Annotated in this window: 28 protein-coding genes; 13 read left to right on the top strand and 15 right to left on the bottom strand. The window is 63.8% G+C overall.

What is annotated here, in order from left to right:
• Positions 1–15 precede the first annotated feature (15 nt).
• Complete coding sequence (locus ACJ7Z0_RS20850; RefSeq protein ID WP_434791361.1) at positions 16–1,278, bottom strand: putative Na+/H+ antiporter; 1,263 nt, start codon at positions 1,276–1,278, stop codon at positions 16–18.
• A 123-nt stretch (positions 1,279–1,401) separates the two neighbouring features.
• The gene (locus ACJ7Z0_RS20845) at positions 1,402–2,733 is read right to left on the bottom strand and encodes a lytic murein transglycosylase (protein ID WP_434791360.1); all 1,332 of its coding nucleotides are present in this window, start codon (positions 2,731–2,733) and stop codon (positions 1,402–1,404) included.
• Positions 2,734–2,878: 145 nt separating this feature from the next.
• Here ACJ7Z0_RS20845 and ACJ7Z0_RS20840 point away from each other — a divergent pair, with 145 nt between their 5' ends.
• From ACJ7Z0_RS20840 to ACJ7Z0_RS20830, 3 genes are all read left to right on the top strand, one after another.
• On the top strand, positions 2,879–3,079 hold the full coding sequence (locus ACJ7Z0_RS20840) for a hypothetical protein (protein WP_434791359.1): 201 nt from the start codon (positions 2,879–2,881) through the stop codon (positions 3,077–3,079).
• A gap of 158 nt (positions 3,080–3,237) precedes the next feature.
• A complete protein-coding gene (locus ACJ7Z0_RS20835; RefSeq protein WP_434791358.1) occupies positions 3,238–3,798 on the top strand; it encodes a DUF4142 domain-containing protein in 561 nt (186 codons plus the stop codon).
• 58 nt (positions 3,799–3,856) lie between these two features.
• The gene (locus ACJ7Z0_RS20830; protein WP_431124598.1) at positions 3,857–4,186 is read left to right on the top strand and encodes a four-helix bundle copper-binding protein; all 330 of its coding nucleotides are present in this window, start codon (positions 3,857–3,859) and stop codon (positions 4,184–4,186) included.
• A 31-nt stretch (positions 4,187–4,217) separates the two neighbouring features.
• Here ACJ7Z0_RS20830 and ACJ7Z0_RS20825 read toward each other — a convergent pair whose 3' ends face one another.
• Entirely contained in the window at positions 4,218–4,610 is a 393-nt protein-coding gene (locus ACJ7Z0_RS20825) for a hypothetical protein (RefSeq protein ID WP_434791357.1), read from the bottom strand.
• A gap of 135 nt (positions 4,611–4,745) precedes the next feature.
• Here ACJ7Z0_RS20825 and ACJ7Z0_RS20820 point away from each other — a divergent pair, with 135 nt between their 5' ends.
• The gene (locus ACJ7Z0_RS20820; RefSeq protein ID WP_434791356.1) at positions 4,746–5,027 is read left to right on the top strand and encodes a hypothetical protein; all 282 of its coding nucleotides are present in this window, start codon (positions 4,746–4,748) and stop codon (positions 5,025–5,027) included.
• On the opposite strand, the gene ACJ7Z0_RS20815 is transcribed toward ACJ7Z0_RS20820, so the two are convergent.
• The 4 genes from ACJ7Z0_RS20815 to ACJ7Z0_RS20800 all read right to left on the bottom strand — a co-directional run bounded on the left by ACJ7Z0_RS20815 (position 4,976) and on the right by ACJ7Z0_RS20800 (position 8,849).
• The gene (locus ACJ7Z0_RS20815) at positions 4,976–6,196 is read right to left on the bottom strand and encodes a dihydrolipoamide acetyltransferase family protein (protein WP_434791355.1); all 1,221 of its coding nucleotides are present in this window, start codon (positions 6,194–6,196) and stop codon (positions 4,976–4,978) included. The genes ACJ7Z0_RS20820 and ACJ7Z0_RS20815 overlap by 52 nt on opposite strands.
• On the bottom strand, positions 6,197–7,210 hold the full coding sequence (locus ACJ7Z0_RS20810) for an alpha-ketoacid dehydrogenase subunit beta (RefSeq protein ID WP_093019698.1): 1,014 nt from the start codon (positions 7,208–7,210) through the stop codon (positions 6,197–6,199).
• 5 nt (positions 7,211–7,215) lie between these two features.
• On the bottom strand, positions 7,216–8,457 hold the full coding sequence (locus tag ACJ7Z0_RS20805; RefSeq protein WP_434791354.1) for a 3-methyl-2-oxobutanoate dehydrogenase (2-methylpropanoyl-transferring) subunit alpha: 1,242 nt from the start codon (positions 8,455–8,457) through the stop codon (positions 7,216–7,218).
• A gap of 125 nt (positions 8,458–8,582) precedes the next feature.
• Positions 8,583–8,849, bottom strand: coding sequence for a GIY-YIG nuclease family protein (locus tag ACJ7Z0_RS20800; RefSeq protein ID WP_434791353.1), 267 nt, complete (start codon positions 8,847–8,849; stop codon positions 8,583–8,585).
• A gap of 41 nt (positions 8,850–8,890) precedes the next feature.
• Here ACJ7Z0_RS20800 and ACJ7Z0_RS20795 point away from each other — a divergent pair, with 41 nt between their 5' ends.
• Positions 8,891–9,160: a helix-turn-helix domain-containing protein gene (locus ACJ7Z0_RS20795; protein ID WP_434791352.1), complete on the top strand. Its 270-nt coding sequence runs from the start codon at positions 8,891–8,893 to the stop codon at positions 9,158–9,160.
• 118 nt (positions 9,161–9,278) lie between these two features.
• A complete protein-coding gene (locus ACJ7Z0_RS20790; protein WP_434791351.1) occupies positions 9,279–9,590 on the top strand; it encodes a hypothetical protein in 312 nt (103 codons plus the stop codon).
• Between the two features lie 12 nt (positions 9,591–9,602).
• Here the strand turns inward: ACJ7Z0_RS20790 and ACJ7Z0_RS20785 are convergent, their stop codons facing one another.
• Positions 9,603–10,094, bottom strand: coding sequence for a low molecular weight phosphatase family protein (locus ACJ7Z0_RS20785; RefSeq protein WP_434791350.1), 492 nt, complete (start codon positions 10,092–10,094; stop codon positions 9,603–9,605).
• 86 nt (positions 10,095–10,180) lie between these two features.
• Between ACJ7Z0_RS20785 and ACJ7Z0_RS20780 the strand changes: the two genes are divergently transcribed.
• Positions 10,181–10,399 (top strand): hypothetical protein, encoded by a 219-nt coding sequence (locus ACJ7Z0_RS20780; RefSeq protein ID WP_434791349.1) that lies wholly within the window; start codon positions 10,181–10,183, stop codon positions 10,397–10,399.
• A 159-nt stretch (positions 10,400–10,558) separates the two neighbouring features.
• On the opposite strand, the gene ACJ7Z0_RS20775 is transcribed toward ACJ7Z0_RS20780, so the two are convergent.
• Positions 10,559–11,482, bottom strand: coding sequence for a DUF3616 domain-containing protein (locus ACJ7Z0_RS20775; RefSeq protein ID WP_434791348.1), 924 nt, complete (start codon positions 11,480–11,482; stop codon positions 10,559–10,561).
• A 95-nt stretch (positions 11,483–11,577) separates the two neighbouring features.
• A complete protein-coding gene (locus ACJ7Z0_RS20770; protein ID WP_434791347.1) occupies positions 11,578–12,558 on the bottom strand; it encodes a YML083C domain-containing protein in 981 nt (326 codons plus the stop codon).
• A gap of 29 nt (positions 12,559–12,587) precedes the next feature.
• Between ACJ7Z0_RS20770 and ACJ7Z0_RS20765 the strand changes: the two genes are divergently transcribed.
• A complete protein-coding gene (locus ACJ7Z0_RS20765; protein WP_434791346.1) occupies positions 12,588–14,378 on the top strand; it encodes a SulP family inorganic anion transporter in 1,791 nt (596 codons plus the stop codon).
• 65 nt (positions 14,379–14,443) lie between these two features.
• Positions 14,444–14,734 carry a DUF1330 domain-containing protein gene (locus ACJ7Z0_RS20760; RefSeq protein ID WP_434791345.1) on the top strand — a complete coding sequence of 97 codons (291 nt, stop codon included), beginning with the start codon at positions 14,444–14,446 and terminating at the stop codon, positions 14,732–14,734.
• Between the two features lie 150 nt (positions 14,735–14,884).
• On the opposite strand, the gene ACJ7Z0_RS20755 is transcribed toward ACJ7Z0_RS20760, so the two are convergent.
• Together ACJ7Z0_RS20755 and ACJ7Z0_RS20750 are read right to left on the bottom strand one after the other, a co-directional pair.
• Complete coding sequence (locus ACJ7Z0_RS20755) at positions 14,885–15,343, bottom strand: hypothetical protein (protein ID WP_434791344.1); 459 nt, start codon at positions 15,341–15,343, stop codon at positions 14,885–14,887.
• Positions 15,344–15,360: 17 nt separating this feature from the next.
• Positions 15,361–15,756: a hypothetical protein gene (locus ACJ7Z0_RS20750; RefSeq protein WP_434791343.1), complete on the bottom strand. Its 396-nt coding sequence runs from the start codon at positions 15,754–15,756 to the stop codon at positions 15,361–15,363.
• A gap of 382 nt (positions 15,757–16,138) precedes the next feature.
• Here ACJ7Z0_RS20750 and ACJ7Z0_RS20745 point away from each other — a divergent pair, with 382 nt between their 5' ends.
• Both ACJ7Z0_RS20745 and ACJ7Z0_RS20740 read left to right on the top strand, forming a co-directional pair.
• Positions 16,139–16,540, top strand: coding sequence for a hypothetical protein (locus ACJ7Z0_RS20745; RefSeq protein ID WP_434791342.1), 402 nt, complete (start codon positions 16,139–16,141; stop codon positions 16,538–16,540).
• 523 nt (positions 16,541–17,063) lie between these two features.
• Entirely contained in the window at positions 17,064–17,366 is a 303-nt protein-coding gene (locus ACJ7Z0_RS20740) for a hypothetical protein (RefSeq protein ID WP_431124640.1), read from the top strand.
• Positions 17,367–17,381: 15 nt separating this feature from the next.
• Here the strand turns inward: ACJ7Z0_RS20740 and ACJ7Z0_RS20735 are convergent, their stop codons facing one another.
• The 3 genes from ACJ7Z0_RS20735 to ACJ7Z0_RS20725 form a co-directional block, all read right to left on the bottom strand.
• Positions 17,382–17,855 (bottom strand): GFA family protein, encoded by a 474-nt coding sequence (locus ACJ7Z0_RS20735; RefSeq protein WP_434791341.1) that lies wholly within the window; start codon positions 17,853–17,855, stop codon positions 17,382–17,384.
• Positions 17,856–18,030: 175 nt separating this feature from the next.
• Positions 18,031–19,152 carry an ABC transporter substrate-binding protein gene (locus tag ACJ7Z0_RS20730; protein WP_434791340.1) on the bottom strand — a complete coding sequence of 374 codons (1,122 nt, stop codon included), beginning with the start codon at positions 19,150–19,152 and terminating at the stop codon, positions 18,031–18,033.
• Between the two features lie 108 nt (positions 19,153–19,260).
• A complete protein-coding gene (locus ACJ7Z0_RS20725) occupies positions 19,261–19,647 on the bottom strand; it encodes a hypothetical protein (protein ID WP_434791339.1) in 387 nt (128 codons plus the stop codon).
• Positions 19,648–20,228: 581 nt separating this feature from the next.
• Here ACJ7Z0_RS20725 and ACJ7Z0_RS20720 point away from each other — a divergent pair.
• Positions 20,229–20,750, top strand: a complete 522-nt coding sequence (locus tag ACJ7Z0_RS20720) for a hypothetical protein (protein WP_434791338.1) — start codon at positions 20,229–20,231, stop codon at positions 20,748–20,750.
• Between the two features lie 3 nt (positions 20,751–20,753).
• Positions 20,754–21,560 (top strand): DUF1266 domain-containing protein, encoded by an 807-nt coding sequence (locus ACJ7Z0_RS20715; RefSeq protein ID WP_434791337.1) that lies wholly within the window; start codon positions 20,754–20,756, stop codon positions 21,558–21,560.
• The last annotated feature ends 58 nt before the right edge of the window (positions 21,561–21,618 follow it).

Raw genomic sequence — 21,618 nt, 5'->3', positions numbered from 1 at the left:
CGCAGCGCGCGCCCGCTACAAAAGCATGAACGCCGCGCCGGCCACCAGCGTGGGTCCGAGCGCGCCGAGCAGCAGTCCGCCGGCGCCGATGCTCTCGTCGGCGAAGCCGCGCTTCAGCAGCGCGACGCCGGCGGGATTGGGCGCGTTGGCAATCACCGTCAAGCCGCCGCCAGCCACCGCGCCGGCCACGAGCATGTATTTCGATTCGTCCGAGATGGTCGCGATCAGCGAGCCCAGGTAGGTGAGCGCCGCGTTGTCGGTGATGGCCGTCAGGCCCAGCGCGCCGAAGAACAAGGCCAGCGGCTCCAGGCTGGAGACGACCGGCTCGAGCCACCAGCGCTGCATGCCGCCGAGCACCACCAGGCCGGCAAGAAAGAATCCGACGAGGAGCGCTTCCTTGATGATCAATGGACTCTGGTGGCGCTCATAGGCCTGGGTGAAGCCGAGGAACATCAGGAACAGGCCGAGGAATGCCACCGGATGATGGGCGAACAGCACGATCCCCGCGAGCAATGCCAGGTGCGCGAGGGCCACGGCCGCCGGCACAGGCACCTCGGACAGTTCGGGGTTCGCTGGCGACGGCGCGGCGGCCAGATGTTTGCGCAGCACGAAGGTGGCCACGGTGGCATTGACGAGAACGGCCACGGCGGCCTTCCAGCCGAAGGTGGCGAGCATGAAGGCGCTGTCCCATTGCCAGGTCGAGGCCACCATCAGCACCGGCGGCGCGGCATACGACGTGAGGGTGCCGCCGATCGATATGTTGACGAACAGCACGCCCAGGGCCAGGTACTTCACCGCTTCGGGCAGCTGCGGCCTGAAGATCTGGGGCGCGAGCATCAGCGCCGCGATCGTCATGGCCGCGGGCTCCGTGACCAGTGAGCCCAGCAGCGGAACAGCCGCAAGCCCGAGCCATGCCGCGGCAACGGGCGTCGGCAGTGGCAGCACCCGGGCGACGATGCTCACCCCCGACATGACCGTGCGCAGCACGGGCCGGGAGGCAGCCACCACCATCACGACAAAAACGAACAGCGGTTCGGTGTAGTTGCGCGACTCCGCATAGCCGAGCGCGCCGTCGCCGCCGCTCACCAGGCCCATCGCCAGCACGAGCACGATGGCCCAGAACCCGAAGACGACTTCAACCTCGCCCAGCAGATGGAACAGGCCGGCGTGGCGTGGATAGCGATGCGACAGCCGTTCGAACTGCTTGACGGCAAAGGTATGGACGAGGGCCACGGCAAAGATGGCTGCGGCAATGTACTGGATGGCGGGTTCTTGCATGGGATTGGCGTGACGAATCCGCGTGGCGGCCCGACCATCGCATGAACCTGCGGCACCGCATGGAAGACAAGCGGCTCCGCACCCGGCCCCAGTTTAACGGGCGCGGAACGCGCGGCGGGCCCGCTACGGCCGTTGCAGGCGCTGCAGCAGCTCTGCGCTCGGATACCCATCCGCGGGCAAACCGACGCTGCGTTGGTAGCGGCGCAGCCCGTCGCGCGTGGCGGGCCCCACCACACCGTCGGCCGCGCCGGTGGCAAAGCCGCGCTGGTTGAGGGCGGTTTGCAGCTCGACCATCTGGCTGCGCGAAAGCGCCGCCGAATCTCTGGGCCACGGCGACTGCACGCCCGGCCCACCGCCCAGGCGTTGCGCAAGAAGGCTGACCGCGAGCGCGTAGTTGGTCGAGTTGTTGTAGCGCAGAACAGCGCGAAAGTTGGGCCCGATCAAAAAGGCCGGGCCACGGGCACCCGCGGGCAGCAGGATGCTGGCATCGGCAAGCTCTGGCAGCGGCTGGTCGTCGATGGCGCGCAGCCCCTCGGCCGCCCATTGCGCGCTGGACTGGCGCACAGCCATGTCTGCGCGGCCGTAGTCGAAGCCCGCCGGCAGCCGCACCTCCGCGCCCCAGGGCACGCCGGCCTGCCAGCCCGAACGAGAGAGAAAGTTCGCAGTCGATGCGACGACGTCGGGCATGCTGCCCCAGATGTCGCGCCGACCATCCCCGTCGGCATCCACCGCATAGGCGAGAAAGTTCGACGGCAGGAACTGGGTCTGGCCCATGGCACCGGCCCAGGAGCCGATCATCCGGTCGCGCGCGATGTCGCCGCTGTCGAGAATCTTCAGCGCCGCAAGCAACTCGCGGCGTGCCCAGTCTTCGCGCCGCCCTTCGAAGCCGAGCGTTGCCAGCGCATCGATGACCGGGGTGTTGCCGTAGTTGCCGCCGTAGTTGCTTTCCATGCCCCAGATCGCAACCACCACGGCGGGCGGTACGCCGTAGCGCGCGGCGGCCGCATCGGCTTCAGCGCGAACCTGCTGCAACTTGTCCTGACCGGTGGCCACGCGCTGGGGCGTGATGGCGTTGTCGAGATAGTCCCAGACGGTGCGCGTGAACTCGGGCTGGGCGCGGTCCAGTTCAATGACCCGCGGCAGATATTGAACCTGATCGAGCGCGCTTCGCAGCGTCGCCTCGCCGATGCCTTGCGCACGCGCGGTGGCGCGGAAATCGGCAACCCATTTTGCGAACCGCTGTTCGATGGCCGCATCGTCCGGCGCCGCCTGCCCTGGCACAGCGGGCGCAATTGCAGGCCGTGCACCTGTTGTCGATTCCGCCGGCTTGGCGCCTGAGGCGGCCGGTGTCGACGGAGCGGCCGCGCAGCCTGCCAGCAGCGCGGCCATGGCCGCGGACGCAGCCAGGAGCGCGAAGCTGCCGGAACGCAGAAAGAGGGTACTGATTGGATGCATCGATGGATTTTCACCGCTGGCTCGCGGGCGCTGTTACCAGACGCTGCGCAGGACATCGCCTGCACCGCGTGCTCATTCCGTCCGATTGCCCGTACAGCCCCGCGGCAGAGAGGATGGTTACTGGCGATCAACAGGAGCACCAGACATGAATCGGAAACAAGCGCCCGCCACATCGGCGGACCCGATGACGCACCAGCCGGCATCCGGGCTGCCGCTCGAAGCCGAGGTGCGCGCGAGAGACCTCGAGCTGGATGAGTCCACCAACGTGGAAGACACGGCCAGCGACGAAGCGCAGCCCGGCAAGGGCGAAAACGCGCCGGGCTTTCTGAAGCACCGGAAGCCCTGAGGCGCGTCCCTGCCCTCCGCAGTGAGCGAAGTGCGGCAACCACGAGTGGTTGTCAGGCCACAGATGCAGCTACCGTCCGACAGGGCACCGGGCGTGCCTGGCTTAGATTTTCTGCGTCTCGCCGAGAAGGCTCGCATTGCGGGCTGACAAGGAGAACCATGAAAACGCTCGAAACCCTTCTGCGAGCGCTCACGCTCGTTGGCATGGCGGCGCTCGCCGCGGGGTGCTCGACTCTGCCGGAGCCCCTTGCGCGCGCCGGCACCGCGGGCGCGGCGCGGACGAGCGGCCTTCAAGACCCGCAGTTCATCACCGCGGCGGTGGGCAATGGCCGGTACGAAATCCAGGCCTCGCGGTTGGCCATGTACCGCGCCGCCAGCCCCGAGGTGCGAGGCTATGCGCAGATGCTCGTCGACCACCACACACGCGCCAACAACGAACTCAGGGCCCTGGTGCGCGACAGGGGAATGCGACTCCCCGGCGTGCTGCCGCGTGGCAAATACGCCAAGCTGAACCGCCTGGCTTCGGCCACGGAAGACGAGTTCGATCGCACGTACATCCGGCTCGTGGGTATCGAAGACCACCAAACGGACATCGCGCTCTTCGAGCGTGCGAGCCGCGAGGCCCGCGACCCCGAGTTGAGGGCCTGGGCAGGCAAGACGCTGCCGACGCTGCGCTCGCATCTGGAGGCCGCCCGCTCGCTCAGCTCGACATTGCGTTGATCGCTGCTTCCTGCAAGTCCCTTGCCGTCGCCAGCGTCCAACCCAAAAGGAGAAAGCAATGCCACATGAAACCTACGCCGCATGCATCGAAGCCTGCAACGGCTGCGCCACCGCGTGCAACCACTGCGCCGCCTCCTGCCTGAAGGAAGCCGACGTCAAGATGATGGCCAGGTGCATCGCGCTCGACATGGACTGCGCGGCCGCCTGCCAGTTTGCGGCTGCCACCATGGCACGTGGCAGCGAGTTTGCCAAGGCCATCTGTGCGCTGTGCGCCGACATCTGCCAAGCCTGCGGCGACGAATGCGGCAAGCACAAGCACGACCACTGCCAGGCGTGCGCCAAGGCATGCCGGGACTGCGCGGCCGCTTGCCGCGCGATGGCGGGCTGAACCGCGCGGCGGACGGACGGGCGGTGCGCCCTCAGCGCTTCTGGCGCAGGAACTCCGCCTTTTTGGCCAGCTCAATCGCTTCGACGATCTGCTGGATGGAAAGCGGCCCGGCCAGCTCCACTTCGCCGGCAAGAACGCTTTTTAGCGCGGCGCTTCCCGCAGGCCCGGTCAACCATGTGAACACCGAAGTGATTGAGCCACCGCCGAACTTGGCGTGCAGCGCCTGGGACGCTGCGCGGCTGACCTCGACAAACGCGGCGTGATCGACTGCGGCCGAAGCCGCGCGAACGACGACACAGAATGCTTCGAGCTTGTCGGCTTCCGCGCGCAGGCGGCCGGCCTTGGCTGCGCTTTGCGCGTCGGAATCGTGAGGCGTCGGTTCGACGGGATCGGTGAACTGATCGGGAGGCATGGAGGCAATCATTGCAAGGAGCCTTCGATTGTCGCGGCACCGGGTGCCAATGCCTCAATTCACGACGATCTTGTTACTCACCGCTGCGCTCCAGAGTGCATAGAGTCGCCTCGCGGGCCATCCAGGGCGCGCTACAAGGAGCCGGCGATGACCCGCAAGAGCAGCACCACCGACAGCCGAGTCGCACAGGCGATCGGCCTCTACCGAAGCATTGCCGCGTGCGATGAATGCATGGCGCGCGGCGACGGCGTTCATGCGTTCACGGCGGCGCTGATGCTGCCCTGCTACCGGGCTGATTTCAGGCGCCTGGTGCTCGAGCTGAACCCTCTGGAGGAGAACGAATTGAGGCTCGCGCTCCAGCCTCCCTCACTCGACGCTCACTCGATAAAAAGCAGCGCCGGGCATTCGAGCGAAGCCCGCACGGCCTGAATGAATTCAGCCGCGAGCTGCCCGTCGACCACGCGGTGGTCGAAGGAGGAGGACAGGTTCATCATGCGGCGCGCGACCACTGCGCCGCCTTGCATCACCGGGCGCTGCACGATGCGGTTGACGCCGACGATCGCCACTTCAGGCGCGTTGATGATCGGCGTGGAGGCGATGCCGCCCAGCGCGCCGAGGCTGGTGAGCGTGATGGTCGAGCCGCTCAGTTCGTCGCGCGTGGCCCGGCCGGCGCGTGCGGCATCGGCCAGGCGCGCGATCTCGGTTGCGCTGGACCAGAGGTCGCGTGCTTCCGCGTGGCGCAGCACCGGCACCATGAGGCCGGCCGAAGTCTGGGTCGCGATGCCGACATGCACCGCGCCGTGGCGCGTGAGCACGCCCTTTTCGTCGTCGAATCGGGCATTGACCTGCGGGAAGCGCGGCACCGCCAGCACCACCGCGCGCACCAGCAGCGGAAGCAGCGTCAGGTGCGCCCGCTCGGCGCCCCAGCGTTCGTTGATCCGCGCGCGCAACAGCTCCAGCTCGGTCACGTCGACCTCTTCGACGTAGGTGAAGTGCGGGATGCGGCGCATCGCATCCTGCATGCGCTGCGCGATGCGGCGGCGCACGCCTGCCACGGGCACGGCCTCTTCGTCATTGCGCTCTGCATGGCGCGCCGCACCCGGCGCCTGCGGACCGGGCCGCCGCACCAGCCAGGCATCGAGGTCCTCGTGCAGGATGCGGCCCTCCGCGCCGCTGGCCGGCACCTGCTGGAGATCGATGCCGAGGAGCGCAGCACGATGGCGCACCGCGGGCGAGGCGAGCGGCTTGCCAGCCGATGGGCGCGCACGCGCGGCCGGCGCCGGGGCCGGCACTTGCGTTGGTGCAGGTGCAGATGCCGGCGCTGGTGCACCCCGCATCGCCTCCGCCCCGCCGCGGTCCACCACGTCGATCCTGATCAGCTCCGCGCCCACCGCCATCTGCTTCCCCACTTCGCCGCCGAGCGCGAGCACCTTGCCCGCAACCGGCGAGGGAATCTCGACGGTGGCTTTGTCGGTCATCACGTCGGCCAGCACCTGGTCTTCGGCCACCGTGTCGCCGGGCTGCACGCGCCACGCCACCAGTTCCACCTCGGCAATGCCTTCGCCGAGGTCCGGCACCTTGATTGCATGCGTGGCCATTCAGTTCTCCATGGCGCGCCGGAATGCGGCGCCGACGCGTGCCGGGCCCGGGAAATAGGCCCACTCCTGCGCATGCGGATAGGGCGTGTCCCAGCCGGCCACGCGCCCGATGGGTGCCTCCAGGTAGTGGAAGCAATGCTCCTGCACCAGCGCCGCCAGCTCGGCGCCGAAGCCGCTGGTGCGCGTGGCCTCGTGCACGATCACGCAGCGGCCGGTCTTCTTCACCGAGGCGACGAGGGTCTCCAGGTCCAGCGGCCACAGGCTGCGCAGGTCGATGATCTCGGCATCGATGCCGGTCTCTTGCGCGGCCGCTTCCGAGACGAAGACCATGGTGCCGTAGCTGATCACCGTCAGGTCGGCGCCAGGGCGGAACACGGTGGCCGATTCGAGCGGCACCGTGTAGTACCCCTCGGGCACCTCGCCCAGCGGGTGGGCCGACCAGGACACCAGCGGCCGGTCGTGGTGGCCGTCGAAAGGGCCGTTGTACAGCCGCTTGGGCTCCAGAAAAATGACAGGATCGTCGTTCTCGATGGAGGCGATCAAAAGGCCCTTGGCATCGCGCGGATTGGAGGGCATCACCGTGCGCAGCCCGCAGACGTGCGTGAACAGCACCTCGGGGCTCTGGCTGTGCGTCTGCCCGCCGTAGATGCCGCCGCCGCAAGGCATGCGAATGGTGATCGGCGCGGTGAAATCTCCCGCCGAGCGGTAGCGCAGGCGCGCCGCCTCGGACACGATCTGGTCATAGGCCGGATAGACGTAGTCGGCAAACTGCACCTCCACCACCGGGCGCAGGCCGTAGGCGCCCATGCCGATGGCCGAGCCGACGATGCCGCCCTCGTTGATCGGCGCATCGAACACGCGCGAGCGGCCGTACTTGGCCTGCAGGCCCTCGGTGCAGCGGAACACGCCGCCGAAGTAGCCCACGTCCTGCCCGTAGATGATGACGTTGTCGTCGCGCTCGAGCATCACGTCCATGGCGGAGCGCAGGGCCTGGATCATGGTCATCGAGGCCATGGGCGTCATCCCTCCGACGACAGCTGTTCGCGCTGCCGCTTCAAGTGTTCAGGCATGTCCTTGTAGACGTCCTCGAACATGGTCGCGGCGCCGGCAACGTGGCCGTCGGCCATGGAGCCGAAGCGCTCGGCCTCTTTCAGTGCGGCACTCACCTGCGCCTCCAGGTCTGCCCGCGTCTGGTCGTGCTCCTGCTGCGACCAGGCGCCGATCGTTGTCAGGTGCTGCGCCAGGCGAGGGATCGGATCGCCCAGCGGAAAGTGCGCCCAGTCGTCGGCCGGCCGGTAGCGCGAAGGATCGTCCGAGGTCGAGTGCGCGCCGGCGCGGTAGGTCACCCATTCGATCAGCGTCGGCCCGAGGTTGCTGCGCGCGCGCTGTGCGGCCCAGCGCGAGGCGGCCAGCACGGCAAGGAAGTCGTTTCCGTCGACGCGCAGCGAGGCGATGCCGCACCCCACGCCGCGCGCCGCGAAGGTGGTGGCCTCGCCGCCGGCGATGGCCTGGAAGGTCGAGATCGCCCACTGGTTGTTGACCACGTTGAGGATCACCGGCGCGCGGTACACGTGGGCGAAAGTCAGCGCGGTGTGGAAGTCGGACTCGGCCGTGGCGCCGTCGCCGATCCAGCCCGAGGCGATGCGTGTGTCGCCCTTGATCGCCGAAGCCATGCCCCAGCCCACCGCCTGGATGAACTGCGTGGCCAGGTTGCCCGAGACCGAGAAGAAGCCGGCCCTCTTCATCGAATAGCACACCGGCAGCTGCCGCCCCTTGAGCGGGTCGCGCTCGTTGGACATCAGCTCGCAGATCATCTCCACCATCGTCACGTCTTCGCGCGCCAGCAGCAGGCCCTGCTGGCGGTAGGTGGGAAAGCACATGTCGCCCTGCTGCAGCGCGAGCGCGTGGCCGGTCGCGATGGCCTCCTCGCCGAGGCACTGGATGTAGAACGAGATCTTCTTCTGCCGCTGCGCGATCAGCATGCGGGCATCGAAGGCGCGCGTCTTCATCATTGCGCGCAGGCCTCGGCGCAGCAGTTCAGGGTCGGCCTCGGGCACCCATGGGCCGACGGCGCGGCCCTCGTCGTCGAGCACGCGCACCAGCGTGTAGGCCAGGTCGCCGGTGTCGGCTGGCAATGCATCGATCGGAGGTTTTCGCACCTCGCCGGCACGCGACAGATGGAGGTAGGAAAAATCGGTCTCGTGCCCCGGCCGCCCGGTGGGCTCCGGCACATGCAGACGAAGAGATGCGCCCTGGCTCATCGCGTTGTCTCCGCGCTCGATGGGATCGCTCGCCAGCAAAGCCTAGCGAATTTCAGGCGAAAGCGCAGTCGGTCAATCGCGTATTTCTCGGGATGCAGAGGGGCTGCAGACTCGAATCCGGCGCGTCACGCCAGGGCTTCGAAGAAGGCAAGCTTCCGGGCGCGAGGAAGTGCCTTGACCTTGATTTCCGCCCGCAGCGCAGCCCCCTTGTCAGGGTAGGCGCGGGCTGCGAGCACTCGCAACGGAGGACGCGCGCGCGTGAATTTGGCGCCCAGTCCAAAGACATGCTGAAAGAAGCGCTGCTCCACATCGAGCGCGATCCCCGTGTAGTACACGCCGCCTTCGCATTCCAGGAGGTAGAGCCAGTAAGGCACGGGCCCGGTGTCGGTCAAGGTTCGAGGCATGGCCCGGATTGTGCAGCGACAATATTCCTATGGCCCAAGGCAAACGCATCTCGGCGGACATCGACAGCGGCGCCCTTCAGGCGATCAAGCACATGGGTGCTGCGGCCAAGTTGGCTCGCACCAATGCCGGCGAGGGCCAGGCCGCAGCGGCCGCCCGACTTGGCGTGCATGTCCAGACGGTTGCGCGAATCGAATCGGGTGAACCGGGCGTCGCCATCGGGCACGTGCTGGGCATGCTTGCGCTCTACGGCATCGAAACGAAGTTGCTGCTCACTGGCGATGACCCGCCCACCTCCTGATTGGGTTCATCTGCCGAGTGCGAGCAAGCGGGAGCTGGCGTACAGTCGATGATCGAGCCCACCGGTGCCGGCAGCCGCCGCGGCCATGTCGGGGCTCTCCACGAATGGAGGTCGAAAGATGTCCCAGCATGCGATTACCGCTGTTCACTTCAAAGACGAAAAGATCGATCTCGTCGCCATTCACCCGGTTGTGGAGAAGGAGTTCGGTTCGACAGAGTTCGCCCTTGGCACGGCACAGCGAATCAGCGTCGGCGAGTGCGCAGAGCTCATTGCCGCCGGTGAGGAAGTGTGTCTTGCACGGCGCACTGAAAGCCACGCCTGGGAAGTCATTTGCGACGTCAACCTCTTGCCGGGCGGAACCGGCATCACCGGCGTCGACATTGTCGGCCGCCCCAACGACGCGTTGCAGAACCTTCCTGCGTGGGGCTGAGGGCCAACCGGCCTATCTCATGGTTCCCAGATCCCGGACATCGGCTCGGAGAGACACCCGGTCGCCCTTGGTCAGCGGCAGGTTGACGAACAACTCGAGTCTTCGACGCAGAGCGTAGAGGGCCTGGATCGCACCGTAGGCCGTCTTTTCTGGATCTCCCGATGCGGCAACGTCCGGCATCGACCAAAGTGCGGTATCCGGTTGCCCCGGCCATGCCGGCTGGGCCCCGATCGTCTCCTCGTCCAGCGTGATGATGAACGCGGCTCTGGCGGCACCCCGCTCCTTCAACCTCTCCCAACTTATTGGAATTCCGAGAGGCGGTCGCATCCGGGCGCTTGCCAGCGCGCCGAGCGCAGCGGGATGAATTTCGCTGGCGAGGTGCTTTGGAGAGCCGCACGACAGGGCCGCATAACGGTCACCGCCTACGTGTTCGAGGCACGCATGTGCAAGAACGCTTCGAAGCGAGTTGCGCTTCGAAACAAAAATGACTCGGACCTTGTCCACTGTTGACATATAGAGTGGAGCTTAGCGCAGGGGTGGCAGTTCAATCTCGCCGGGAACTTTCCCATCTTTCCCATAAGGACGATTCGATGAGCAAGGATCAAGCCCGCCTGCAGCACCTTCTCGTGCGAATGCAGGCCTTGTACGGAGCAGACGATGCCGATGTTCTTCAGCTTCGTGACGCGGTGCAGCAACTGCAGCTCGACGAGTCCCGCACGTGCGGAACCCTGCGCTATTCCAATGCGCCCCTGTTTTCCGACCGGGCAACGCGCCTGGCGCGCGTGAGCCAGGACAGAGACTTGTTGTAGAGACGGCCGCGAACATCGGGAACCTCAGGATTCGAGGTGCAAATTGCATTCCCTACCAGCGTCCGCGACCGTCAATGCATATCCTCGCATTGCACTCTGACGTGCATGTGACTTCGACCGCCCGGCGGCAAGATGCGAGGCTCCTGCCGAGCCGCCCATTCAATGCGCAGTTTGCAGCTGATCGAGGTCCAGCAGAAGATAATTCGCAGATCGTCCTGCCTTCCGGCTCCCGTCGTCGCTGACGATGATGATTCGGTCGACCCCGTCGATGACGGCCGGGCTCACCCCTTCTGCGCGCCCCAGGCCCTGAAGGCCTGGAACCGTGACTCGACGCGCCGCGCCACCTTGCCGACCATTCCAGCGCCAAAGGGCGAACTGGCCCGGGTCGCGCGAAATCGGCCCGCTGATGACCAGGTACTCGCCAATGGCGGGGACGTAAGACAACCCACGAATTCCGTGGCCGCCCAGATCCAGCTCATCGAGATCAGCCGCCACCCGGGGGGCCTCATCCGCCTCGAAGAGGCCTTGCGGATTTTCGACGCTGGCGATGATCGCGCGGCCGTTGCGCAACGGGCTGCGAAAGCCGATCAGCAGCCGTTGCTGGTCCGGGCCGATCTCCAACGCTTCGATATTGAGCCCGCCGCCGGTCTTGACGTCGCGGATCTGGGCTGCCGAGGCCAGTTCAGGATGCTTTGCCATCAGGGCGCGCTTCAATCCGTCGACGACTTTGGGGTCCTCGACGCGATTCCCCTCGATCCGGAACCGGACCAGCCGTTCACGTGACTTCTTTTCGTTGCCTTCGTCGTCTCGGGAATGCGATGTGATCGCGTAGACGAAGCCTGCGCGGTCCAAGGCAAGTCCCTCGAGATCATCCAGTTTCCAGAAGTCGCTGAAGATCTGAAACAGCCCGGCGGTGAGTTCGGTGCTGTCGACACTTCCGTCGGCGCCGAGCACGACCAGGCTGAAGGGATGGCCCTTTTCGTCCTCGACCACAAGAAAGCGCCCATCCGGCAACTGCTGGATCGCCGACGGCTCATAGATGCCGGTCAGGGGCTGGAAAGCGGGAGGTTTCTTCTGCGCCATGAAAGCATTGTGTACCCACGCATCCGCTTTTCCCAGGCCCTCCTGGCACAGGCATCGCCGATGCCGGGAGGAACGCCGCGCGGCCTTCGGTTGGCTTACTTCTTCGGGCGCCCAGCCTTCAGCGGCGCCAGCGAATCCAGCGCACCGCGCAGTTGGGTGTCGGTGAGTTGCTGAAGCGCGTACAGCCCGGCTCGCAGCAGCTCGCTCTTCTTGGCCGGGCGTTTGAAACCTAGCGCGCGGTCCTTGAGGACGGCAATCAGACCGAAGTCCTGCTGGGGCATCGTGAAGCTGTCTCGCACGAGTTTGCCTTTGGTCTTGGCCGCGTCGCGGGCGGACTCGGAGGAAGTGGCCTGGAAAGACGTCGCCAGTTCCTTGCGGGGGGCAGGCCGGGTGACCTGAGGCGGCGCGACGACGGCCTGCACCGTCTTGGCCTTCAGCGGCCCGGTCTTCTTTGCCACTGTCTTCTTTACTGATGCTTTCTTTACTAGTGCCTTCTTCACGGATGCTTTCTTCACTGACGTCAACTTTTTGGGTGCGGCGGTGGTCTTGGCGCCGGCTTTGGTCGGCGTTGCCTTCTTGGTGACTGCGGCCTTCTTGGTCACCGCTGCCTTCTTGGTCACCGCTGCCTTTTTTGCCGAGGACTTCGTAACCACCGGTTTTGCCGGCGTGGCCTTCCGAGGCGAGACCTTCTTGGCGGCCGCCTTCTTCGTTGCGGCTGCTTCAGGTTCGCGCACTGGCGCCTTCTTGGCCGCTGGCCTTTTGCGTGCAACCGGCTTGGCGGTTGGCGGGTTCGACGGCAGTTGCGGCGCGGCAGGCGTTGTCGACTCTGCCGGTGGCTGGACCGTCGAGGCGGTCACTGTCGGGTCGGTTGCGTCGCTGGGCGCGGAAGTCATTTCGTTGTTGGTCATGCCAAAGTCAGTCATTGAGGATTTTCGATTATGGTGTAAATGATTTACACCATTATTTTCAACGCAATCGGAATCTTCATCAAGACCCTGTCCGTCGATGGACCATCGCGTCGAAGCGGAGGGGCCGGCAGCACCCGGATCTTTCCTCTTGTCTTTCTTTGCGCGCATCTGCACGCTCTACCAAGCGGCAGCGGCTTATGAGCAATACGGATCCTTCGTCCCCCCTCCCCGAACCGGGCCGTATTGCGCGGCGGACGAAGGCCGCCGATCAGGCCGGCTGGAGCCGCTGGTTGCCGGGGCTGCGCACGCTGCGCGAGTACCAGGTGGCCTGGCTGCGGCACGACATCGTTGCCGGACTGGTGCTGACCACGATGCTGGTGCCCGTCGGCATCGCCTACGCGGAGGCATCGGGCGTACCCGGCATCTATGGCCTCTACGCAACCATCGTTGCGTTGCTCGCGTACGCCGTGTTCGGGCCCAGCCGGATTCTGGTGCTGGGCCCGGATTCCTCGTTGGCTGCCGTCATTCTGGCCGTCGTCCTTCCATTGTCTGGCGGGGACCCGCATCGCGCGGTCGCCCTGGCGGGCATGATGGCGATCGTGTCGGGAACGGTGTGCATCCTTGCCGGAATCGCGCGCCTGGGCTTCGTCACCGAGCTTCTCTCCAAGCCGATTCGCTACGGCTACATGAACGGCATTGCGCTGACAGTATTGATCAGCCAACTGCCCAAGCTTTTCGGCTTTTCGATCGAGGGCGACGGACCGTTGGGAAACCTGAGGGCCATCGCTACGGCCGTGATGGATGGCAAGACCCACTGGACCACCTTCATGGTCGGCGCGGGCACCCTGGCCGTCATCCTGCTGCTCAAGGGCCGCAAACGCTTGCCGGGCATCCTGATCGCCGTGGTGGGAGCGACCGTTGTCGTTGGCGTGCTGGACCTTGCGGCACGCGCCGGGGTGTCGGTCCTCGGCGAGGTCCCGCAAGGCCTGCCTGCGTTCGCCATTCCGTGGATCACCACCGCCGACATCGTCCCCGTCCTGATCGGCGGTGGTGCCGTCGCTCTCGTCTCGTTCGCCGACACCAGCGTGCTCTCTCGTGTCTATGCGGCGCGGACCCGCAGCTATGTCGACCCGAACCAGGAGATGGTGGCGCTCGGCGCCGCCAACCTGGCGGCCGGACTTTTTCAGGGCTTTGCCGTCAGCAGCAGTTCGTCACGCACCCCCGTGGCCGAGGCCGCAGGCGCCAAGACCCAGCTGACCGGAATCGTCGGCGCGCTGGCTGTTGCCCTGCTGCTGGTGGCGGTGCCGGACCTGCTGAAAAACCTGCCCACCAGCGCACTGGCCGCGGTGGTGATCGCATCGGCCATCGGCCTGATCGAGGTCTCCGACCTGCGGCGAATTTATCGCATCCAGCGCTGGGAGTTCTGGCTGTCGATCGCCTGTACCGCCGGCGTGGCCGTGCTGGGCGCGGTCGAAGGCATCGGCCTGGCCATCGTGATTGCGATCATCGAATTCCTGTGGGATGCCTGGCGCCCGTACTCCGCGGTCCTGGGGCGCGCCGACGGCGTCAAGGGCTACCACGACATCACGCGCTATCCCGACGCGCGCCTTATCCCCGGCCTCGTCCTGTTTCGCTGGGATGCGCCGCTGTTCTTCGCCAACGCCGAGCTGTTCCACGACCGGGTGCTGGACGCCGTGGCTTCGTCGCCTACGCCTGTGCGCTGGCTGGTCGTTGCGGCAGAACCAATCACCAGCGTCGACGTAACCTCCGCCGACATGCTGGCCGAGTTGATCGAAACCCTGCACGCGACCGGCATTCAGTTGTGCTTTGCCGAGATGAAGGATCCCGTCAAGGACAAGCTGAAGCGGTTCGGGCTTTTCGAGCGGCTTGGGGATGCGGCGTTCTTTCCGACCATCGGTACCACCGTCAGCCGATATCTCGAGACCCATGCGGTGGATTGGGTGGACTGGGAGGACGAGAAGCGCTGACGGATGGCAGCAGCCAACGTCAAGCGCAGGCTATATTGCTCGCTCAGCAACTGAGAGAAATCACCATGGCAAAAGCCTATTGGGTCAGCGCGTACCGTGCCATCAAGGACGCCGACAAACTTGCGGCGTACGCAAAACTGGCCGGGCCGGCACTCACCGCCGCCGGCGGGCGCTTTCTTGCGCGCGGCCTGCCCGCCGAGGTCTACGAGTTCGGTCTGCTCCAACGCACCGTGTTGATCGAGTTCGACAGCGTCGAGCAGGCCAGAGCCGCGCACGACAGCCCCGACTACCAGGCCGCACTGGCCGCGCTGGGCGACGGGGCCGAACGGGACCTGCGGATCATCGAAGGGGTCTGAGCCGGCAGTTGAGCGGCCTCTCCCCACCAACGGCTGTTGGCAAAGTTGCGTTTTGGACCATTCGCTGCAGCCGTTGACCTGGTATGCCTTGAGACCCGGAGATTCAGATGCTTCCTGTGGTCATTGCGCTTGCCCGCCCATGCGGCCGAATCACCGGGACGGAACACTGGTTCGCCAGATTCCCTTCACGATCAGCACTGCGAGCAGTACGCCTCCTCCGGCAAAGACGGCACACGCGAGCAGGAATTGCAGTGGCGCCTGCGCCAGCACGATGTCCGGAGCGCTCCACGGAGCGGGGATGATGCCTTTGAAGAGGCCTCGCACGGCAATGTAGACAGGCGCTCCCCCGAAGAGGAGCGCCAGGAAAATGCCGAAGACCTTCAACTGCCACGGCGACAGCACGGTGCGCTCGAAACCGCTGTCCTCGAACCGGGCTTGTCCCAGGATCGGGAGGTTGAATATGACGACGGCGAGCGCAAAGAAGGCGACAAGCACTGCGGGGATGAAAAAGATCCCTCCCAGCGCAGAACCGCCCGAACGCATCTCGATCGCGACGTAGGTCGCACCGAGGAAGATGACAAGCGCAATTGCCCTGCGAAGCAAATCCATCGTTTGGTCCCAATGTGTCAATCAAGAAGGTCAACATCCACGTCGTCGTCATGCCAACGGCGCTCGATCAGCCAGGCGCCCAAAGCGGCGGTTGCCAGCCCCAGCAGGATGCTGCTCCAGCCCCATGGTCCCGCGCGCCAGCGAGGCACCATCAGCAGGCATAGCGCCCAGAGCAGCGGCGCGCGCACCAGTGCCCGGACGATCGCGCCGGGCACGAGGATCGTCATCAGGAAGACGAACCCCAGCCCCAGCGCCCAAGCCACGATCTCTCCCAAACCCATGGCCACAGTCCAGCCCAGCACGCGAAAGAAATCCACGGCGGGATCCGCATGCACGGACAGGCTTGTGAACGCCAGAAGGGCACCCACCCAGCGGGCGGGCCGAAGGTGCGATATCAGGGACGGCACGAGCATGGGCGCAGTATGCACACCCTCGCCGTGTGCAGGATATCCAACGCGAGAAGGCGCAACGGCCGCGACCGGCGGGTGCATGGGTCGATACCGAGACAAGTCGATCGGCCGCAACAACCGGCCGTTGTTTGCCAATAAATAAAGTCTGAGACGCTGTGGCTAGCGCTCGTTTGGCTTGCTTTGTGCAGCGAGGTTCTATATGGAGCACACGAGCGGAGCATCTTCCGCCGCCGTGCGATCTACTCTCGCCCGATCTATCAGTCGTTTGAATGGCAATGTCGAGTTAGAACGTTGGCAACGAGCCCTTTGCGCCGACCTTTCGTGAGGCTACAGTCGGCCAAAGTCGGACGCTCAAGTCGTCCTTCAATCATTCAAAATTTCGCACATGTACGCCTTGGAAATCGCGATTAACGGACAGAAGACGGTGACGGGTGGCGCCTCTGACCTGTGTGTGCTCTCTGCCGGCATTTCCCTATTGGGAAAGCTGGGTCCTGAAGCGGCGCCTCGGCGATCTGACGGAACCGTTGATTTCACGCTGCGCGTGGGCGGACTGACGGCACGCGCGAACGGTGCGGCGGACGAGCATTTGGACTGGCTGCGTGCCGATTTGCAGACCGGAGATGTGGTGACGATACGCATCCTCGAGACTGACCAAGCTGACCCGGTGATTTCGGGGCGCGAGGCTGAGCGCATGGCGGATGACGAGCGGGCGTACTTCGAACATTGCAAGAAGGCATATCTCGAGATGCGCGAGAAATTTGAGGCGGACCCGCAGCCTGGGGGCTAAAGGCTGAACCCGGCCGGCCAGGCGGTCATCAAGGAGATCATGAAGAATCGTGCTGAGAGCCTTGCCGCTCCCTCAGGGGGCAGCACCAACCTATCGGCTTTCCGCCGATCACTTGCGGCAGTTCTGTTAGCAGCACCCGCATGCGTTCTTGCGTGCATGCCAGCGATGCACAGCGAACCGACCGCGTCGCTGAGCGACTTCTACGAGACCGATGCGCTGGTCGTTCTGGTCACAGGCCATCCGGCATCTCCGCAAGCGTCATAGCGGCAAGCGGCCAGAACCCGTCGGTTACCGCTGCGGCCTAGGCGGCCGCAAAGCCGACCTTCGCGAGTAGTGCCAAAGCCAAGTCCGGTTGAGGAGAACGAATGTCTGCAGCAGGCCCGAAACTCCGAGGTCGCGACCGGCCGCTACCAGGCGAGCAACTGATCAGTAGATACGCGCCCCTAATCGCAACCTGAATGACGGTCGAACGGCCACCGCGCCGATAATTGTTTCACCTCTCTACGCGGAAAGGAACATTCGCATGAATGCAAAGCTGGTGCTCAAGTCCCTCATTGCATGCGTCGCACTCGCTGCGATCGTCGCGGTGGCAGGGGCCGATCTATTCCCCGCTACCCCCACCCTCACGGTGATCGCCTATGCCGGATGCGCGATCGTGATCGTGCTGGCGTTGTTGGCGATGGCCATCGTCATAGGGCAAGGCTGGAATCAGTTCGGACTTAACCACGGTGGGACCGATCCGAAATGGATGTGGTTCGGAGGGGAACCGCCGGGGCTGCAAAAGGAACGCGAGAACAGCGCGGCCCAATCTCGCGACGCTGGCTAAGGCATCGCTGAAGTACTACCGGGCCATGACTGGATTTGGGTACTTGGAAGCCTGCTCGGGCTGCCCCTCGGGGGTCAGCCTTGCCCTTGCGAAGCAATCAACCTCGGCGGGCAGAGCGACTCCTGACTGAGCCGAGCGGGTCCATATGTTCGAAGTTACGTCCACCACGTTGGGGTTGTCGTAGCAGCCCCGCGACACTGCTCGGAGATCGGGCCAGCGCTCAAAGGTAAGGCCGATGGTGGTTCCGCAAGTTGGGCAAAACTCAACGTAGACCTTCCTGCCGCTTCCATCGGATGTGTGCTCGTACTTGCGTACCTCGCCATCGTTGAACTCGACTGCCTCAACGGGGAACACAGAGTTGGCGTAGAACGAGGAGCCTGTCATCCGCTGACAGAAAGTGCAGTGGCAAACAAGGGTTTTGAGCGGCGCCTGATTGACGTGGAACCTGACCGCTCCGCAGAGGCAGCCACTGTCAAGGACGAACGACATGGTGAAGCTCCTGGTTTAACTCTTTGGCAACGTGAGGCGGCATCCTCGGATGCGACTTTACCGCCCGATGCGTCCGCTCATTGGCCGAGAGGTCCACCTCAAATGCCATGCGCCCTCTGCGCCCGGTTGTCATCGATGGCCTCGACCTCGCCTGCCGATGATGAGATCACCAACCCTACCGACACTCGTCCCAGTACCAATCAGGATTCGCCTCCAGCGGCGTGGCGATCCGCTTGAGCGACGCGCGGCCCTGCGCGTCCTTCGCAACAACGAAGACGTGCCCGTCCTGGACCGGGAAACCGTTGCGTAGAAACTTGAAGCCACTTCGCACCGACGAAAAGTCGGCTTCGTTGAGTGCATTGCGCAAGGCATCGCGATCGGCGACAGAGCCCTTGGTCTCCTTCAGCGCGCTGTCGATCAAGAGCGCCGCGTCGAAACCTTGCGCAGCGTAGTGCGATGGGATGCGTCCGTGTTTCTTTTCGAAGGCGGCAACGAAGGCCTTGCTGGTCGGACTCGGCAGGTCGGGGCCCCAGACCGCGCCTGCCAGCACATTGAGCGCGGCGTCCTTGAGCAGCGGCAGTGTCGTGCCATCGACCGTGCCGACCGTCAGCAGGGGCACCTTGTTCAGGAGGCCCGAGCGATTCATCTGCTGGATGAAGTTGACGCCCATGTCGCCAGGCAAGAAGGCAACCACCGCATCGGGCGCGACGCGCTTGATCTGCGCCAGCGCTGCCGCGTAGTCGGTCTGGTGGGGCTGGACGTAGATTTCGCTGACCACCTCGCCCGAGTAGTAGCGCTTGAAGCCCCGCAGCTGATCCTTGCCCGACGGGCCGTCGGGCGCCAGGAACAGCGTCTTCCAGTAACGCTGATCGACCGCGTACCGTCCCACGATCCCGGCCTGGTACTCGTCCTGATACGAGGCGAAGACGAATTTTCTGTTGCACTGCTTGCCGGCAATCGACGCAGGGCCGGCATTCGAGCCGACGAACAGCATGCCCGCTCTGGCCATCGGCTTGGCCATGGCCATCATCACGTCGGAGAATGTCACGCCGGTGATGAAGCTGACCTTGTCTTTCTCGATCAGGCTCTGCGCCAGCTGCGCCCCGAGCTCAGGGTTGTGCTGGTCGTCTTGCTTGATGACCGTCACGGGGACACCGCCGAGCATTCCTTGTCGTTGCTCGACCGCCAACATGAAGCCGTCGTACTGCTCCTGCCCGAGCGCTGCCGCCGGTCCGGACAGCGTGCCGATGAAGCCAATTTTTATCTGGGCGGAAGCAGCCAGCACCGTGGTGCCCAATGCGCAGGCCACGAGGACCGTACGAACGTGATGGATCAAGGTGGTCCTTGTGTATGAGTGGGGCGAGTGGTCAGAAGGAGAAATGGAACTGTGAATGACGGCTGTTGCTCACTCTCCGTTCACTAGAGACACCCCGTCCACCGGCTTGAGCATCCATTTCGCAACGTCCGCACCCAACCCGTGAATCACTTCATCCATTGAGCTGCATTCGGTGGTGTCCGCCGTGATATCAGAGTATTGGGTGTGCATCTGGCGCAGGCCTTTGAACTGCGCAGTTGGCAGTCCCGGTCGTTCGAGCACAGCATGGATGACCACCATCGTGGGGCCGCCGGCGCTGACGGTCACCATGTCCATGATTTCGATCCTCAGCAAAGGGGCCGCATCCCTACCGGGACTCAGCACGGGGAGCACGACCTCATCTCGCGCCTTCAACTGATCTTGCACCGCCTGACGCAACAGGTCCGGCACGCCGCACGCGTCATCGGATTCAGACATCTGGCGGCCTTGGTAATACCCGTACGCGACTGGCGCCACTATCACCGTGTTGTAGGCCGCAGGCGCGGGTGAGATTCGCTCGGGCGGCTGGGGATCGTGTGAACCGCAAGCAGCCAGAAGTGAGCTCACCGCCATCGCGATGCACATATTGCGCACGGATCGTCTTACTGTCATTGATCAACAGGGGAGACGTGAAGAAATCGACCATGGTCTCGCGTTGCGCTGACATGAGTCTTGGCAAAGGCAATGCTGCCAGTGGATAGCTTTCTCATTGGGTGTTCCTGGTGTCTGGCGGTCGACATGAGCGGCATGCGGAGGTGGGCGAAGCCTCTGCCGGAGCATGTCCGCTCAATCCAGGGGCTAGGCACGTTCTCCGGCGACCCCAGGGTTGTCTGCACAGGCGCAACGTTCTTGGCCCAGCCCTGCATGAACTCTTCGTCGCTGAGCTTGTAGGCGTGTTGGAGGTACAGCAGGCTGGCGGCACAGGGACGCGATTTGTTACATTAGTCTGCGGTTTTCAGGACCGATTACCGACCAGGCCAACCGCCCAGTCAAAATCACAATATAAGTAAATATACTACATGCAAACCATTAACTATAAAATGGAATACTCGATTCTCGAGTATGTTTTCGGTCTTATTGGCCCGGCAATTATCATTGCCGCAATTTTTTATCCGATTGCCGATCTGAAAATAGGAACCCTGCGGCTTCACCTGCCGGCAGGCGTGGCCAATGGCGCCCTCATGCTATTCGGGGTTTATGCCACGTATCTTACAGTTGGAACACTTTTCAAGAAGCGCGCCGCCAATAGCCAAGGCGCCAGCATTGTTCTTGATGAGAAGAGCATGTCTTTCACGACCGTTAAAAAATTCGCTGGCGTACTGACTACTCTGAGCTATGACGCAATCGATAAAATCACCATCACAGATATCCCGGAAACCTCAACATCGAGCGCAGAGAAAACAGTAGAAATTAGTGCGCCGTCAATGGCATCTAAAAAGCATGAATTCGATGCCATTCACATGGCGAAAGATTCGGACTTTGATATTCTTGTGAATGCACTCAAGCATCGCGCCGTTAATGCCGCCTTCAAGCAAATCTAATTTATGGGTTTCTTGAAGAAACTATTCCAGATAGTTTCTGGGAAAAAATACAGAGGTTGCCCCGACGGGGCCGCGGTGGATCCGATAGCGCAGCGAGCACTTCAAGCTGGGCTCATCAACTCCGAGCAGATCATGGCGTATTGCGACAGTTGCACAACTGGACTGTCTCACAATACTCTCGCCGAGGGGCTTGGCTCACATTGGAATATAAGCTCACCTCAGCAGGCTGCTGAAACTCTGGAGTCACTCGGTCGCTATGGCCATCGCTTTTTTTACGACATTGTTTTTCGAGTTTACAGCGATGGTGCTTCAGGAGAGGGGCGCCAAGAGGTTCTCGAGGCATTGATCGCCAGCGGTCGATACGGCTCCCCGGAAACAGTGCGCAATCGGATTACGGCACAGGGGCCATGCGAGGAAAAAGATCTCGTTTTCTCGGCCTTGGAGCAGGCTATGGAGATGCTGGAGAATCTGCGATCCGTTTTTCGCCTTCTCGAAGACAAGGTTAATGGCTCGTACCTTCCCAAGGATTACGGTGCTGGAATACTTGCCTGGGATCTCGGCCGACTCGTCACTGTTGCAAGAATGGCACTGGACTGCAAATACATTGAACCGAATGAATTCAGCCGTATTCTTGCGCATGTGGATAAAGAATTACGTTCGAATTTTTCGTCTTGGCCACAATTTGCAAAGAGCTACATCATTGGTCGGGCCAGTTGGGCAGGCCAGAACATGACGCTAGGCGGAATTACCGGTATTGCTGAAGATCTCATGACTGATGACAGGAGCCCTTGGGTGTTGTCTCCCCTGTAAGTGGACCGCTCCCTGCCGCGGACGCAGGTGGCAAAGAACAACCACCCGGCCCACCCAC

Source organism: Variovorax palleresanus (assembly GCF_051144945.1).
GTDB lineage: Bacteria > Pseudomonadota > Gammaproteobacteria > Burkholderiales > Burkholderiaceae_C > Variovorax > Variovorax paradoxus_S.
Note: the sequence above shows the minus strand (reverse complement) of the source record. Positions and strands in the feature narration are given on the sequence as shown.